The organism is Actinomyces sp. Z5 (assembly GCF_003287795.1).
GTDB classification, from domain to species: domain Bacteria; phylum Actinomycetota; class Actinomycetes; order Actinomycetales; family Actinomycetaceae; genus Actinomyces; species Actinomyces glycerinitolerans.
In genome coordinates, this window is sequence record NZ_QMIN01000057.1 from 22,321 (window position 1) to 38,375 (window position 16,055).

Consider the following 16,055-nt stretch of genomic DNA (forward strand, 5'->3'; position numbering starts at 1 on the left):
CACACCACCCAACTCCAAGCCAACCGACAATTCCGCATAATACCAACGAAAACTCAGTATCGGGTGGGTTCACCCCAACGACTATTGCGTGCAAGAACACCCGCCAATCCAGTCGCAGCGCACCCACACCGCCTCCGCTACCCACGATTGAGTTCGCCTACGCCGGGCGCCCCAGCAGAGCTCGGACCGTGGACGCCCGCGTGCAGATCGCCCCCGGCGTCAGCCTGCTACCGACTCCCGGGCAGGCGGTGTGGGCGCAGCAGCGCGAGGTCGGCCTGGCCCGCTGCGTCGCCGCGATTCACTCAGCCAGATCCGCGGTCGTACTCACCCATGAGGCTGCGGCACTCGTACACGGCCTGTGGCTGCGCCGCGGCGAAACCGATATTCGCATCGCGGTACCTACGAATCCCAAGCGTGCCCGACAACCGTTGGCTCCCATCGACTTCGCGGATGCGAGCCTTCCACACCCTTCCGGGCCGGGTCGTGCCGTCAGTCTGAGACGCCGTCGCTCCCGCCTGCAGCCCGAAGATGTGGAGGTGGTCAACGGGCTACCGGTCACGACCCTGCTGAGAACGGCGGTCGACTGCGCCTTCGACCTGCCTGCGCGCGAGTCGATCACCATCGTCGATTCAGCCATGCGGGCGCTGTGCTGCCCCGACCGCTTCGACCCGGAGCAGGCGAGGGCTCGGTGGGAGCGTATTCGCCCCCGATTGCTGGCGGCGGTTGAGGCCGAAGGACCACGGCGGGGAGCGGTGCGCGCCCGCGCCGTCGTCGCCATGGCGAGCCCCTTCTCGGAGTCACCCGGTGAAAGCCTGACGCGGCGGCTGGTCGTGGCGCTCGGGTTGCCGTCACCGGAGCTGCAGCACGAAGTCACACTGGATGCAGGCCGCGGCCAGCGCTTCCTCGATCTCGCCTGGCCGAATCTGCGGCTGGCGATCGAGTTCGACGGCCGCAGCAAATACGGCGTCAACAACGACGTCTGGGAGGAGAAGCTCCGTCAGGACGCCATCGGCGCCATGGGCTGATCGTTCATGCGGGTGACGTACGCAGACCTCAATGACGAGGCCCGACTGACGTCGAGAGTAATGGAGCACATGCCGCCAAGCGTGACGCTGCATGCCCGCCGCGTTCCCGGCCTGTGGGAGTAGTGCGGCTCGAGTTTCAACCACGGCGAACACCCGCACGGGTGAAGGTCGATCTCGGGACGAAAAGGACGTGTTCGCCCGTTCAGGGTCGCGCCCGGGATGAAGACGACGTGCTCGAACGTCCAGGCAGGGTCGTTCTGAGGCTTGCGACAGCGTTCTCGAGCCGCGAAGGGGACGTGCTCACCCGCCCAAGGTCGTCCTCGGGTCTGCCGGATCGCCTTCGACGCGCGCTTCGGACACCGCTTGCCGGCCTGTCGCCAACCAGGAGGCCCGCGGGGCGACCCCCATTGCCGCCCATCACCCCCTATTGCCGCCCATTGACTCGGACCCTCCCCGCAATTAACCTTTGAGTCGTTTCAACGCCCGCCCCTCGTCACCGCAGACGGAGCCACACCGTGTCAACGCAGACAACACCAGCACCTCACGCACCGCAGCAGCCCGCCACCGCGTCCCAGCCCCCGTCTCCCGCGGCACCGGGTCCACTCCCCGAGGTCTCAGTCTCCAAGCCCGACGGCGTCCTCCCGTCTGCCCGGCCCGCCGTCCCCGAGCCCGCCATCACCGCTGCCGCCCTGCCCGACCCCGTCGGCGAACTGGCCGCCCCCACTCACCTCAAGTTCGATCAATACCTCCCCGGCGACATCCTGGGCGGCGCCTCCCCCACACCGCGCCTGTCCTGGGAGATCCCCACCGCCCCCGCCGGCTGGACCCCCACCGACGCCGAGGTCGAACTCACCCGCACCGACCCGGCCGGCGTCCCGATCGCCGCCCCTGAAACTCTTCCCCTGGCCACCGCCGACGGCGTCCTGACCGACTGGCCCGCCGCACCGCTCACCTCCCGCGAGCGCGTGGCGGTGCGCGTACGCGTGACCGGCAGCGTCGCCGTAGCCGCCTCCGCCACCGCACCCTCGACCGCGGTGCCCGCCACCACCGAATGGTCCGAGCCGGTTGTCTACGAGGCTGGCCTGCTGGATGCCGCCGACTGGGAGGCGCTGCCCGTCGGCCCCGCCTGGCCGGAGAACCCCGAGAGCGACCGCCGCCCGCCGCGCGTGCGCCACGAGTTCACGGTCGACCGCCCGGTGGTGGCCGCCCGCGCCTATGTCAGTGCCCACGGCCTGATCCGCGCCGAGCTCGACGGCGGCCGCGTCGGCACCGACGAGCTGGTGCCCGGCTGGACCGTATACGGGCAGCGCCTGGTGGCCCGCGCCTACGACGTCACCGCTCAACTGCTGGACTCCTCCCCCGCCGGCGACGGCGTCGGCCGCCACGCGCTCGGCGCTCAGCTGGCCGACGGCTGGTACCGCGGACACATCGGCTTCGACGGCGGCTACCGCAACCTGTATGGCGACGATGTCGCCGCCATCATCCAGCTCGAGCTCACCCACGCAGACGGCACCCGCACCACGGTCGCCACCGGCCCGGACTGGCGGGCGGGCGCCGGCGAGATCCTGTTCACCGGCCTGTACGAGGGCGAGACGGTGGACGCTCGTCTGACCACTCCGGGCTGGTCGGCCCCCGGGTTCGACGACGCCGAATGGTCGCCGGTGGCCGTGGGCGCCTCGGACGCCGAGCAGCTGATCATGCCGCTGGATGCCCCTGTGCGCGCGCAGGAGACGCTGCTTCCGGTAGCGGTCACGGTGCAGGAGCGGCAGGCGATGTCGATCGGGGAGGCGGAGATCGAGACCGCCCCGGAGCGCGTGCTGATCGACTTCGGGCAGAACCTGTCCGGCCGCCTGCGCATCCGCGTGACCGGCCCGGCGGGCACCACCATCACCCTGCGGCACGCCGAGGTGCTGGAGGACGGCCGACTGGGTACGCGCCCGCTGCGCGGTGCCGCCGCCACCGACCGCTTCACGCTGGCCGGCGACGGCGTGGAGGAGTGGGAGCCCGCCTTCACCATCCACGGTTTCCGCTACGCGGACGTGGCCGGCTGGCCGGGTGGGGCGGCGGCCGCCAAGCGGGACATTGAGGCCGGGGCGATCACCGCCGTCGTCGTGCACACCTCCATGGAGCGGCTGGGCGCCTTCGACTGCTCGGACGCGCGCGTGAACCGCCTGCACGAGAACTCGCGGTGGTCCATGCGGGACAACTTCGTCGCCCTGCCCACCGACTGCCCGCAGCGCGACGAGCGCCTGGGCTGGACCGGCGACATCCAGGCCTTCGCCCCCACCGCGGCCTTCCACTACGGCTGCACCGGGCTGCTGTCCTCATGGCTGGCGGACCTGGCGATCGAGCAGGCCGCGCACGGCACCGTCACCTGGTACGTGCCCGTGATTCCGGGCGGACTCTGGACCCCGCCGCGGCCGGCAGCCGTGTGGGGCGACGCCGCCACCGTGGTGCCGTGGGAGCTGTTCCGGGCCACCGGCGACCGCGGCCTGCTGGCCCAGCAGTACGACTCCGCCAAGGCCTGGGTGGACCTGGTGGACTCCCTATCCGCGGACGATCACGTGTGGGACTCCGGCATGCAGCTGGGCGACTGGTTGGACCCCTCCGCCCCGCCGGACAACCCCATGCAGGCGATGACCGACCCCTACCTGGTGGCCACCGCCTTCTTCGCCCAGTCGGCCCGGATCGTCGCCCGCTGGGCGGTCGTCCTCGGCAAGAACGACGACGCCGCTCACTACACCGCCCTGGCGGACGCGATCGGGGAGGGCTTCCGCGCCCGCTTCACCGACGGCGCCGGGCACATGACCTCCGACACGCAGACCGCCTACGCCCTGGCGATCACCTTCGACCTGACCGGTTCGGAGGAGCACCGCCAGGTTGCCGGGGACCGGCTGGCCGAGCTGGTGGAGGCCTCCGGCGGGCACGTGTCCACCGGCTTCGCGGGCACGCCCGTACTCACCGGGGCGTTGACGGCGACCGGTCACGTCGACGCCGCCTACCGGCTGCTGCTGACGACGACGTGCCCGAGCTGGCTGTACACGGTCACCATGGGGGCCACCACCACCTGGGAGCGTTGGGACTCCATGCTGCCGGACGGGACCATCAACCCCGGCGACATGACCAGCTTCAACCACTACGCCCTGGGAGCGGTGGCGGCCTGGCTGGAGCGCAGCGTCGCGGGCCTGGCACCCGCCGAGCCCGGCTACCGGGTGATCGAGGTGGCCCCGACGCCGGGCGGGGGCCTGACCCGCGCAGAGGCCGTGCACCGCACCCCCTACGGCTGGGCCGCAGTGGCCTGGCGGCTGGTGGACGAGGCCGGCCGTGAGGTGTCCGCGCAGGCGGCCGCCGCCGGCGAGGGCCGCCTGGAACTCGACGTCGTCGTCCCGGTCGGGGCGCGGGCGCGGGTGACCCTGCCGGGACGCGAGGGGGAGCCGCCCCTCGAGCTGTCTCACGGCCGCCACCACCTGGTGGCCTGAGCAAACATCCACACGAGAACAAAGGAGTTCCCATGTCCCAACCATCCACGGTCCCGCAGGTGGGCAAGGACCCAAATATCCAGGAGCCCACCCGCCCCGGCACCTCCATGAAGTACCTGGGCGGGCGCCCGTTCTACCAGTACCTGTTCGCCTACACGATCGCGGGCATGTTCCTGTTCTCGTGCTACTCCGCCATTCCCGGCATTCTGCTGCCCAACCAGGTGCAGATGGTGGAGTTCCAGGCGTTCTTCGGCGACTATCCGCACGTCACCTCAGAGGTGCTCCAGCAGCTCGCCTCCGGCACCTACACCGGGGCGGACGCCGCCGAGCTGACGGACATCTACAACCATTACGACGGCGCCCGCGCGAGTGCCATGTCCGTGGTCAGCGCCGTCGGCTCCCTCTTCACCATGTTCGCCCAGCCGATCGTCGGGGTCATCTCCGACCGGTGGCGCTCGCGCTGGGGACGGCGCTCCTTCTGGATCTGCGCCGGCGGGTTCGTGGGCGCCCTGCTCATGATCGGACTGCGCTACTCCAGCACCATCCTACTGATCACCATATTCTGGGTGGTGGCCCAGGTGGCCCTGAACTTCATGCAGGCGCCGCTGGTCACCACCATCGCCGACCGTACTCCGGAGAACCGTCTGGCGACGGTCTCCGCCTTCTCCGGAATCGGCACCATGATCGGCGGCCTGGCGGGTTCACTGGTCGCTGGCAACGCCTTCAACGCGATGGGCCTGGACGCCTACTACATCTTCGCGATTCTGGTGGCCTTCGGCGCCGCCTGCTTCGTACTGCTGGCCAAGGACCGCTCCTCCAAGGACCTGGAACTGCCGCGCTTTGACGTCAAGACCTTCATCATCGGCTTCACCATCGCCCTGCGCGACCGCGACTACCGCTGGGTGTGGTTCGCCCGGCTGCTCATGTTCCTCGGCTACACCTCCTCCACCACCTTCAACCTGTACGTCCTCCAGTCCTATGTGCGCCCGGCCCTGACCCAGGCAGAGGCAAATGCCATGGTCCCCATCCTGAGCCTGGTGGCCATGCCCGGCATGATCATCATGATGCTCGTCTCCGGACGGCTGTCGGACAAGCTGGGGCGCCGCAAGCCCTTTGTCATCTACTCCTCCTTCGCGCTCATGGCACTGTATGCGCTGCCCGCCGTCTGGCCCACGGTTGCGAGCCTGCTGATCATGTCGGCCCTGTCCGGCTTCGCCTTCGGCGCCTTCATGACCGTGGACCAGGCCCTGTTCATCGATGTCCTGCCGGACCCGGAGGCCGCGGGCCGCGACCTGGGTGTGGCCAACGCGGCCACGAACATCGGGCAGATGCTGGCCCCCGTGATCGCCGGCCAGCTGGTAGCCCGCATCGCCGGCGCCGCCGGGTACCGCATGATCTACGTCTTCGCCATGGTCATGCTGCTGCTGGCGGCACTTGCCATCTACCCGGTCAAGAAGGTCAAGTGACATGCCCGCCGACCAGCCGACTCCCGACGCGCCCAGTCCCGTCGCCCACCCCGCTTCCACGCCGGTGGCCGTCCCCGAGCCCGGCCCTGGCCCGGTGGTCACGGCCCCCTGCGGGGCGGTGCGCGGGGTCTGGCGGCGGATCATCTCGGCCACCGGCTCCCCCGCCCGCTTCAGCCGCTCCGCCGTCTTCTACGGGATTCCCTTCGCCGAGCCGCCGACCGGCCCACGCCGCTTCCTGGCGCCGGTGCGCCGCGGACGCTGGGAGGGCGTGCGGGACGCCTCCCGCCCCGGTCCCACCCCGCAGCGGCGTCCCTTCGGGGAGACCACCGCCATCCCCGAGCCGTCCATCCCCGGGGACGACGTCCTCGCGGTGAGCGTCTTCACCTCCGCACCCGGGGACGCGGACGCCCGCCTGCCGGTGCTCGTGTGGATTCACGGCGGCGGCTTCTACGCGGGCAGCCCGGCCAGCCCCTTCTACGACGGGGCCGCCTTCAACCGCGACGGCGTGGTCACCGTGTCCATCTCCTACCGGCTGGGCTTCGACGGCTTCGGCTGGATCCCCGACTCCGACGCCCCGGTCAACCGCGGCGTGCTGGACCAGATCCTCGCCCTGGAGTGGGTGCGGGACAATATCGCCGCCTTCGGCGGGGACCCGGAGCGGATCACCGTCGGCGGGCAGAGCGCCGGCGGTGCCAGCGCCCTGGTGCTGCTGGCGTCCCCGCGCGCCCGCGGCCTGCTGCACGGCGTGATCTGCGAGTCGGGCGGCACGACGGCGGCAACCACTGCCGACGCCCGCGTGATCGGGGAGCGGGCCGCCCAGATCGCCAGCATCGCCCCGGAGATGGCGGGCTGGCGCTCCGTGTCGGAGGAACGGGTGCTGGACGTCTCGGAGCAGCTCGGCCGGGAGTTCCCGCTGTTCGACGTCTCCGCCGACCTGTCGCGCTTCATCCGCCCGCCCCGGGCCATCTCCCGCACCTTCATGCCGGTGGTAGACGGGGACATCATCCCCGCCGCCACCCTGGACGCGGCGACCGCGGCAGCGGATGTGCCGGTCCTGTGCGGCGGAGTGCGCCACGAACTCACCCCCATTGGCCGGGCCCTGAGCGGGGAGATGGCCGGGCGCGGCGCCGCGGAGCTGCTGGCCGAGGCCGGCATGCGCCCGGAGCGGATCACGCAGCTGACCGCCACCTACCCGGAACTGGCCGGCGACGAGGAGCTGCTGGTGGGCCAGGTGGTCTCCAACGGCCTGTTCCGCCTGCCGGTACTTCAGTGGGTGCGGCGGCGCGGCGCCGACCCGGTCGCGGCCGACCGCACCTGGGTGTACGACTTCTCCTGGTGCTCGGCCCTGCCCGCGCCGGCGGGCGGCCTGTCCAACCACTGCATGGAGGTGCCCTTCGTCTTCGACTGTCTGGCCCACCCGCACGCCGACGGCGTCCAGGGTTCACCACGCCCGCAGTCACTGGCCGATGTCATGCACGCCGACTGGGTGCGCTTCATCCGCGACGGCGCACCGGGCTGGCCGCCCTGGGCACGGGCCGGCACCGGACGCCGCTACGGCGGCCCGGCCGCCCCCGCCGGCGCCGTCGACGAGGTCGTTTATCCCCTGGAGCTGGCCATGCTGGCCGACGCCGAATCCGCGCAATAGGAACCCGCATCATGTCCGACAACAGTCAAGCCGCCGCGCAGCCGGACCGGACCCCGGTACGGCCATCGCCGTCGCCGGGCGACCCGGCGCCCGAACCGGCCGGCAACATCCCCGCCTCCGTGCGCGCCGCCCTGAAGCTGCCTGCGGCAGACGGCCCCGCCTCCCACGCCATCCATGAGGTGCTGGAGCTCCCCATGCCGGACGGGACCGTGCTGCGTGCCGACGTCGTACGCCCCGCCGACGACGGCACCCACCCGGTGCTGCTGACCCGCTGCCCCTACTTCGGGGCCTGGCGGCCCATGGTGGCCGAGGTGTCCGGCGTCGACCCGGCCACGCCCGGCCTCATGGCGGGCGTGCTGGGCATGCAGGCGGCTGTGAGCCTGGACCGGGCCATCGCCGAGGGCTTCGCGGTGGTCGCCCAGGCCTGCCGCGGCACGGACATCTCCGACGGTGACTTCCGCTTCTACTTCGACGAGGCCGCGGACGGCACCGCCACGCGCGCGGCGCTGGCCGCCCTGCCCTGGTGCGACGGCCGGGTGCTCACCTTCGGCAACTCCTACCTGACCACCACCCAGTTCACCGCCGCCCTGGCCGGCACCGAGCACCTGGCCGCTATGACCGCCTGGGTGTCTCCCTCCACCTATGACGACGACCTGGCCATGCGCGGCGGCGTGCTGCTGGAGGGGCCGTCGTATGAGTGGGCGCGCCAGCAGGTGCGCACCGGGCTGTGGCGCGACGGGCGCGCGGACGCCCCGCAGGAGACACTGCCCGAGCCGGTGGAGGACTTCACTCCGTATCTGAAGCGGGTCGGCGTAGCGCAGGCGGCCCGGGACCTGGCGGCCGCGCACCGGGCCGGCGGACACATGGTGGACTGGGTGAACCATCCGCTGCACGACGCCTACTGGGAGCGGCTCGCCTACCCGGTTGACGCCCTGGCCGACTTGGACGTGCCGACGCTGCACGTGTCCGGCTGGTACGACCTATTCCAGGGCGGCACCCTGCGCAATTTCACGGCCATGGCCGCCGGTGCTGCGGCGCGGAGCCGGCCGGGGAACGTGCGTCTGGTGGTCGGCCCCTGGACCCATCTGACCTTCGACGGGCACCTGGCCGGGCGTGACTTCTCCGGCGGCGGCACCGACGACGTCGGCCTGGGGGAACTGAGCCTGGACTTCTGGAAGGCGGCCCTCGGGGATGAGCAGGCGGCGGCTCGGCTGCCCCGCGACCCGGTGCGCGTGTACGTCATGGGCGCCGACCGGTGGATCGACCTGCCCGCCTGGCCCGCCCCCGACGCCGTCGAGCAGGCCTGGCACCTGGGCACGGGCGGGATGCTGCACGCCCCGGGCGACGGGCGGATTGAACCCGCCGCACAGTCCGACGGTGTCACGAGCACTGTGGCCGATGCGGTCTCGCCGCGGGAATGCTCCGCCCAGGAGACTGCGTCGGGCTTCACCGCCTGGGTGCATGACCCCGCGGATCCGGTGCCCACCGCGGGCGGCCAAATGCTCATGGGGCCGCCGGAGAACGCCGGCCCGCACGACCAGCGCGATGTTGAGGCGCGCGGGGACGTCGCGGTGTTCACCAGTGCCCCACTGACCGAGCCGGTGACGCTGCTCGGCCCGGTGCGGCTGCACGCCTGGGTGGCGGCGGACGCCGTCGACGCCCACCTGCACGCGGCCCTGACCGAGGTGAGCCCGGACGGCACCTCCACCCTGCTGACCGACGGCGTGCTGCGGCTGAGCGGCCGCGCCGGAACGGCCCGGCACGACCCGCTCACGCCGGGTGAGCCCGTCAAGGCGAAGGTGGATATGTGGGCCACCGGCGTACACCTGCCGGCCGGACACCGCCTGCGCCTGGACCTGGCCGGCTCCAACTGGCCGCGCTACAGCGTGGCCGACCCGGCGGGCGGGGCCCCGGTGACCATGCGGGTGCTGCACGACGCCGCCCACCCCAGCGCCGTCGTCGTCACCGCCGTCGACCTGGCGACCCACCCCGCCGCTCCCCCTCACCGAGGTCGGTCGATATAACCGCCGAGGTCGGTCGAAACGGTTCGGGCCGGACCGGGCGGGCTGCATTACTTTGAAATGTCAGTCGCTTCGGGAAGCGGGCAGGACTCCGAGAACCTCCCGCCGACGGTCTCCACCACACCCCCGTCGGGAAGACGCAGCGTGGTCGGCGTTCCCTGCGGTGTCTCTCCCCGCATCCGGAAGACGCCGTCGGTGATCGTCCAGGCAATGTCAATCAGACCGGCGGCCGTCTTAAGGATCGCCTGGCAGTTGGACAGGCCACCTCCGGGACTGGGCGCGATCTCCACCGCCGTGTAACCGGGCGCGGCAGGACGAATGCCAGCCACGTACTCGTGCAGGAAGGTACTGACCGCGCCCTTGGCGTAGTGGTTCTGGGAGTTGTGCGGCCGCCCTTCGGCGTCAATGCCATCCCACTCCTCCCAGATGGAGGTGGCACCGCGCTCGACCATGACCAACCAGCCCGGCTCCTTGGGCTGAAGCAGCACCTGGTAGGCCAGGTCCAGGTAGCCGGCGTCGGCCAGCGTGGGCAGGAGCAGGCCGGTGGACAGGAAACCGGTCGACAGTCGGCAGCCGTTCTTGCGGATCAATTCGGCCAAGCGCGCGGCGGCGTCCTCCCGCTGTGCGGGCTCAACCAGGTCGAAGGCGAGAGCACGCACGTAATTCGCCTGGGTCGGCTGGGTCAGCCGCATACCCGACTGAGCCGACTTCGGGGTCGCATCGACGAACTCGGCGCGCCAGGCGGCCGCCACCCGATCCGACAACTCGCCGAATCGCACGGCGTCGTCCCGCTTGCCGAGGATCCCGGCGGTATCGGCGAGTATGCGCGCCGAGCGGGCGAAGTAGGCGGTGGCCACAATGCCGAAGTCTCCTCGGGGATCCCATTGGACACCCGGCTCAGTCCACTCCCCCCATTGGAAACCGGTGTCCCACAGGTAGCGGTCGTGCTCGCGCCACTCGGCGTGCTTCTTGGCCCGTGTGGGATGACGGTCGGAGGCGGCCACCCGCTCGACGCGCTCCACCCACCGCCGCATCATCGGATAGGCCTCGGCGAGTGCCTCGACATCGCCGTAGGCACGGTACATCTCCCAGGGAACAATGGTGGCCGCATCACCCCAGCCGGCGGCACCGGACAGATCCGGCAGCGGGCTGGAGTCATCGGTTCCCGTGTCCGGTGCGGCGTTGGGGATGGTGCCGTCCTCCCGCTGCTCGTCAGCGAGGGAGCGCAGCCACTTGCGGGCAAAACCGCCGACGTCGTCGAGGAAGGCGGCGGTGCGGGCGAAGACCTGAAAGTCGCCGGTGTAGCCCCAGCGCTCCCGCTGCGGACAGTCGGTGGGCAGGTCACAGGAGTTGGACCGCCAGGCCCGCACCGTGTTGGCGTGCAGTCGATTGATGTCCCGGTTGGAGCAGGTGAAGCCACCGCGCTGCATCAGGTCGCTACGGACCTCGATCGCGGTTATCCTGCCCGGATCCAAGGGCCAATCGGCGCCGTCGATGGCGACGTAGCGGAAGCCATGAGTGGTGTGCCGGGGCTCGACGACGTCCTCGGCGACTCCCCGCGAAATAATCGTGTCCACCTGACCCAACGGGTAGGGCTCCTTTCGGAAGGGCGGAGCGTACCGTAGGTGCCTCGTCGTCATGTCACCGTTGGCGTCGAGCACCTCGAAGTGAGTGAGTTTCAGGCGCGTGCCACAGGGGCCTAGATCGCTCAGACGCGCCCAGCCGCTAAGCATTCGCCCGAAGTCGACGATCTGTCGTCCCGAGGGCAGACGGGAGATGTGCCGCGCGGGCAGCGGCTCCCCCCGCCGTACGGGCGGGGCGGGTGATGCTGCCAGTCGCGTGCGGTCGCGGGTCAGCGGGGTGTCGGCGATGGCGGCGGGCTCCCACTTCTCCCGCCCGATTCGGGGCAGATCGGTGGTCTGTCCGTCCATGAGATCCGCGGCCGTAATGGCGCCGACGGCGACCTCCCAGCCGGGCCCGGTGACCACCCGGCGCGGGGCCGGGGTCCCGGCTTCATCCCCGGCCAGCGGCGAGCCGCCGACCGTGAGAGCGGCGATTACGGCGGTGACCTCGCCATAGTTGTCCGGAACTCGACTGGGGCCGCAGCGGCCCCGGAACCAGCCGTCGGAGACCACCAGCCGCAACTCGTTCTCCCCCTCGCACAGCATTCCGGCGACATCCCAGGTCTGCACGTACAGGGTCTTGCGGTAGCTGGTGGCCCCGGGGGCGAGTTCGACGTCGCCGACACGCGCGCCGTTGATGAACGCCTCGTAGATGCCGTGGGCGGTGGCCGTGAGTCGGGCCGGCCCGGCGGCCTCGGCGGCGGAGACGGTCAGGTGGGTGCGCAGTTCATAGGCGGGTCGGTTTCCGGCCACAGGGGTCGGCGTGGGTGTGGCGAGCCAGGCGGCATCGTCCAGGTCGGTCAGGACGGGACCAACGAGTGGTGCGGGGTTACTGATCATCGGGCGGTTACCTTTATTCGATCGCTGAACGGCACCGCGGAGCTGCCCCCGACGGCGACATCAAGGGTGGTCTCACTTTGCACCCATTCGCACGTCGCCGTGGACCAGTAGCGCAACTGATCCGGTCCGAGAGGGAACTTCACCGTCACCGTCTCCCCCGCGGGCACATGCACGCGCCGGAATCCCTTGAGTTCGCGCACCGGACGGGTGGCCGTACCGTAGCGCTGGTGAATGTACAGCTGGACCACCTCATCGGCGTCGATGCGGGAGGTGTTGGTGACGTCCACGCTCACCGTCACGGTCTCACCCACCACCATGCACTCGGGCACGCGCACCGGCCCGTAGGCGAAGGCCGCATAGCTAAGGCCGTGCCCGAAGACGTAACGGGGTGCGGTTGAGGCATCATTCCAGTAACGGGTATCTGCGCCCTCGGGGGCGAAGGTGGTGCGGTGTGCGTAATAAGTCGGCAGCTGCCCCACGTGCCGGGGCCAGGTGAAGGGCAGGCGTCCCGCCGGGGAGACGTCCCCGAAGAGAGCGGCGGCTACGGCCTCCCCTCCCCGGGTACCCGGGTACCAGACCTGGAGGATGGCGGCGGCGCCGTCGGCCGGGCACAGGTCCAGAGGACGACCGCTCATCACCAGCACCACGGTGGGGGTGCCGGTGGCGATGACGCGCCGCAGCAGCTCGGCCTGGCGGCCGGGCAGGTCGAGGGTGGAGGCGGAGGACTTCTCGCCGATCATGTTCTGGTTCTGGCCGACGACGACGATCGCCACCTCACTGGCTGCGGCCAGGCCTACGGCGTGGTCGAGTTCCGCATCCGCGTCGAAGCCCTCCGGGGTGGCGGGCAGGCGGCCGGTATCCAAATGGTCGAATATGGAGGGCTGGGTGCGTTCGGCGGTCGCCAGCGCACGGGCGTACTCGACAGCGACGCCTTCGCCGGCGCGCGCCCGGATTCCATCGAGGATGGAGACGGACTCCTCCACGTCCTTGTCGAACACCCACGGGCCGAGCACATCGCGCTTGGAGTCCGCCAGGTCCCCGAGTACGGCGATCCGGTGCACGGCACCATCACCGGCGGTCAGCGGCAGAGTACCGTCATTTTCCAGCAGCACCAGGGTCTCCTCCGCCGCCCGCCGGGCGGCCTCCCGGTGCGCAGGGTCATTCAGGACGGCGGACGCGTCGGCGTCGGCATAGGGGTGCTCGAACAGACCGAGGCGGAATTTGGCGGCCAGCACCCGGCGGAGCGCCGTGTCCAGCGCGGCCTCGTCTACACGACCGGTATCGAGACCGGCCTGGAGGTGCTCAAATGCGGCCGGGCCGTTGGCCATCTCCATGTCCAGTCCGGCGGTGAGGGCGCGGGCGGCGCCCTCCGCGGTGTCGGGGACGAGCCGCTGGGTGGTCAGGTTGTTGACGCCATTGGCGTCGGAGACGACGAAGCCGTTGAAACCGAGCTCGCCGCGCAGCACATCGGTCAGCAGGTGGCGGTTGGCGGCGGCGGGAACGCCGTTGAGGTCCATGTAGGCGGCCATGATGTTGCCCGCACCGGCCTCGATGGCCGCGTGGAAGGGCGGGTAGTAGACGTTGTGCAGGGCGTCGTCGGACAGGTCGACGTCCTCGTAGTCGCGCCCGCCGTCGGCCGCACCGTAACCGGCGAAGTGCTTGGGACCGGCCAGGATGGCGTCGGCGGGGAAGGCGGCGGTGCCGGAGGCCGGATGCTCCGCATCCGCGGTTCCCTCGGCTCCGCCTTGGAAGCCGCGCACCTGGGCGGCGGCCATGGCGGCCCCCAGGCAGGGGTCCTCCCCGGCGCCCTCGACGATGCGGCCCCAGCGGGGGTCGCGGGCGATGTCGACCATCGGGGCGAAGGTCCAGCGGATGCCGACGGCGGCGGCCTCCCTGGCGGCGATGCGCTGTGCGGCCTCAACGCCCGCCGGGTTCCAGGAGGCCGCAGAGGCGATCGGCACCGGGAAGATGGTGCGCAGACCGTGGATGACGTCGAATCCGAACAGCAGCGGAATCCCCCAGCGGCTTCCGGCGATCGCGCGCTCCTGCAACCGCCTGATCAGCCTCGGGTCCGTGAGGAACATCAGGGATCCCACTTCGCCCCGGTCGAGGGCGGCACGGATGCGCGCGGGCTGGCGGGCGTACTCCTGATGCTCGGACGGCAGGGCGGCGATCAGTTCCTCGGGCACATCCTCGTCGGTGGGGGCGAAGTAGAAGTACTGCCGCAGCTGGCCGATCTTCTCGGACGTCGACATGCGTCCCAGCAGGTCCTCGACGCGCTGGGAGACGGGCAGGGCGGGGTCCTGGTAGGGGTATTTATTGGCGGACATGGCGTCGTTCCTTTCACGGTCTGTCGGTGGGGGTGTCGGTGGAGTTGACGGAGTCGCTGTCGGCGATACGTCCCGCGGCAGTAGCCTCCGCGGCGCGGCGGGCAGCCAGGTCCTGATTGATCTGTGGCAGCAGGTCCTCCAGCTTGTAGAAGCGCAGAGTGATCACCATCAGGAGGGCAATCAGTGCCGGAATCCAGGTGAACAGCGCGCGTATGGCGAAGACGGCGGAATCCGGTTGCGCGTCAAGGCTGCCGTCATAGCCGAAGGCGCCGAGGAAGGCTCCGGCGGCGGCCAGGCCCAGACCGGTACCGATCTTGGCGGAGAAGGACTGGACCGCACCCATGATCGATTCCAAGCGCCGGTGGCCTCTCCACTCGTTGTAGGTAGCGCAGTCGATGATGAGGATTCCGATCATGTAGGACAGCGGCAGTGTGCCTATGCCGATGATGAGGGTGCCGATCAGGAGTAGGGCGATGTTGGTGTCCGCCAGGAACAGCACACAGTTGCCCAGGACGCATAACAGCTGGCCCGCGATAATGATCGAGCTGAGTTTGAAGCGCTTCATCAGGGGCGGAATAGCCATCACTGCCGGGATCGCCACCAGGGATGCGAGCGAGATCCAGGACTGCATGCCGATGTCTCCGACGATGTAGCGGAAGTAGTAGGCGGCGGCACCGACGTTCAGCAGCAGATTCTGCAGTACGCCCAGTACGAAGATGATCCAGATCCACTTGTTGTCGCGCAGGGCGGCGAAGATCTCCCGGAAGGTGACCTTCTCCGTGGTGTCTGCGGGCTGGATGACGGTCTCCTTGACGAAGACGAAGCGCATCATCCCCAGGACGGCCATTGGCGCCGCCAGGGCGAGGATAAGCACAGACCAGCGGCCGGGTTCCTTTCCCGCCCAGGCCAGTCCCTGCGGGATGATCACGGAGATGACGACGGCGCCCACGGAGATGAACAGGCCAGCGAAGGCCGAAACCTTGCCGATGGCCACGCGGGTGGGGAAGGCGAGCGCAGTGTATAGAGTCTGGTTCGCCTGGGCGAGCGTGGCAAAGACGGAGTTGACGAGTGTGTACAGCACGAACAGCAGTGCAGCCTTGGCGCCGGTCGGCAACCCGGCCGGGATGGAGAACAGCGCCCAGATGGAGATCCACAGGCCGAGCATGGCGAACTCGTAGGGGCGGGCCCTCCCCCAGCGCGTGTGGGTGCGGTCGATAACCCATCCGGCGAACAGATCGGTGAAGCCGTCGAAGAGCTTGGAGACCAGCATGAGCGTGCCCAGCAGGGCGGGACTCATGCCGAGGGTGTCGGTGGCGTAGAGGCTGAAGTACCCCAGGATGATGACGTTGGCGGCGAGCGACAGCGCGCGGGCGGACCAGCCGAGCCTGACGGGCCAGGAGACGTAGTCGGGATCGGTCCTCCGGCCGTTGCTCGGCTTCCGGGCCTCCTCGCGGCCCGGTTCGACGGCGGTGGAGGGCACGGCCCCTCCGGTTGCGGATGCGGTCATGAGATTCCTTCTGACTTCGGTCGTCATTGACGAAGACGGATCGATGAAACTGAAGTGAAGTATGAAATTGAAACGGTGTCAAGGGGGTTGACGCAAGAGCGGGAACCTTCGAAACTTGGG

8 protein-coding genes are annotated in these 16,055 nt (G+C 70.1%); 5 read left to right on the forward strand and 3 right to left on the reverse strand.

Annotated elements, in window-relative coordinates; genetic code table 11:
* The first annotated feature begins 200 nt into the window (after nt 1-200).
* The 5 genes from DRB06_RS08150 to DRB06_RS08170 all read left to right on the forward strand — a co-directional run bounded on the left by DRB06_RS08150 (nt 201) and on the right by DRB06_RS08170 (nt 9,639).
* Nucleotides 201-1,025 (forward strand): hypothetical protein, encoded by an 825-nt coding sequence (locus tag DRB06_RS08150; protein ID WP_146750839.1) that lies wholly within the window; start codon nt 201-203, stop codon nt 1,023-1,025.
* A 515-nt stretch (nt 1,026-1,540) separates the two neighbouring features.
* The gene (locus DRB06_RS08155) at nt 1,541-4,504 is read left to right on the forward strand and encodes an alpha-L-rhamnosidase (protein WP_220093002.1); all 2,964 of its coding nucleotides are present in this window, start codon (nt 1,541-1,543) and stop codon (nt 4,502-4,504) included.
* 32 nt (nt 4,505-4,536) lie between these two features.
* Complete coding sequence (locus DRB06_RS08160) at nt 4,537-5,970, forward strand: MFS transporter (RefSeq protein WP_111819639.1); 1,434 nt, start codon at nt 4,537-4,539, stop codon at nt 5,968-5,970.
* 1 nt (nt 5,971) lies between these two features.
* Nucleotides 5,972-7,615, forward strand: a complete 1,644-nt coding sequence (locus DRB06_RS08165; RefSeq protein WP_111819640.1) for a carboxylesterase/lipase family protein — start codon at nt 5,972-5,974, stop codon at nt 7,613-7,615.
* 11 nt (nt 7,616-7,626) lie between these two features.
* Nucleotides 7,627-9,639, forward strand: a complete 2,013-nt coding sequence (locus DRB06_RS08170) for a CocE/NonD family hydrolase (RefSeq protein ID WP_111819641.1) — start codon at nt 7,627-7,629, stop codon at nt 9,637-9,639.
* 47 nt (nt 9,640-9,686) lie between these two features.
* On the opposite strand, the gene DRB06_RS08175 is transcribed toward DRB06_RS08170, so the two are convergent.
* Genes DRB06_RS08175 through DRB06_RS08185 form a run of 3 tightly spaced genes read right to left on the reverse strand, consistent with a single transcriptional unit; the run spans nt 9,687 to nt 15,935 of the window.
* The gene (locus DRB06_RS08175; protein ID WP_111819642.1) at nt 9,687-12,098 is read right to left on the reverse strand and encodes an alpha-L-rhamnosidase; all 2,412 of its coding nucleotides are present in this window, start codon (nt 12,096-12,098) and stop codon (nt 9,687-9,689) included.
* Complete coding sequence (locus tag DRB06_RS08180; protein ID WP_111819644.1) at nt 12,095-14,428, reverse strand: glycoside hydrolase family 3 N-terminal domain-containing protein; 2,334 nt, start codon at nt 14,426-14,428, stop codon at nt 12,095-12,097. Before DRB06_RS08180 ends, DRB06_RS08175 begins: the two co-directional genes overlap by 4 nt.
* Before the next feature lie 13 nt (nt 14,429-14,441).
* Nucleotides 14,442-15,935, reverse strand: a complete 1,494-nt coding sequence (locus tag DRB06_RS08185) for an MFS transporter (RefSeq protein ID WP_181575234.1) — start codon at nt 15,933-15,935, stop codon at nt 14,442-14,444.
* Between the last annotated feature and the right edge of the window lie 120 nt (nt 15,936-16,055).

What these genes read in the sequence shown, in the direction of transcription:
- DRB06_RS08180 (WP_111819644.1), bottom strand. Translation starts at nt 14,428, where the DNA reads ATGTCCGCCAATAAATACCCCTACCAGGACCCCGCCCTGCCCGTCTCC.
- DRB06_RS08165 (WP_111819640.1), top strand. Translation starts at nt 5,972, where the DNA reads ATGCCCGCCGACCAGCCGACTCCCGACGCGCCCAGTCCCGTCGCCCAC.
- DRB06_RS08160 (WP_111819639.1), top strand. Translation starts at nt 4,537, where the DNA reads ATGTCCCAACCATCCACGGTCCCGCAGGTGGGCAAGGACCCAAATATC.
- DRB06_RS08170 (WP_111819641.1), top strand. Translation starts at nt 7,627, where the DNA reads ATGTCCGACAACAGTCAAGCCGCCGCGCAGCCGGACCGGACCCCGGTA.
- DRB06_RS08175 (WP_111819642.1), bottom strand. Translation starts at nt 12,098, where the DNA reads ATGATCAGTAACCCCGCACCACTCGTTGGTCCCGTCCTGACCGACCTG.
- DRB06_RS08185 (WP_181575234.1), bottom strand. Translation starts at nt 15,935, where the DNA reads ATGACCGCATCCGCAACCGGAGGGGCCGTGCCCTCCACCGCCGTCGAA.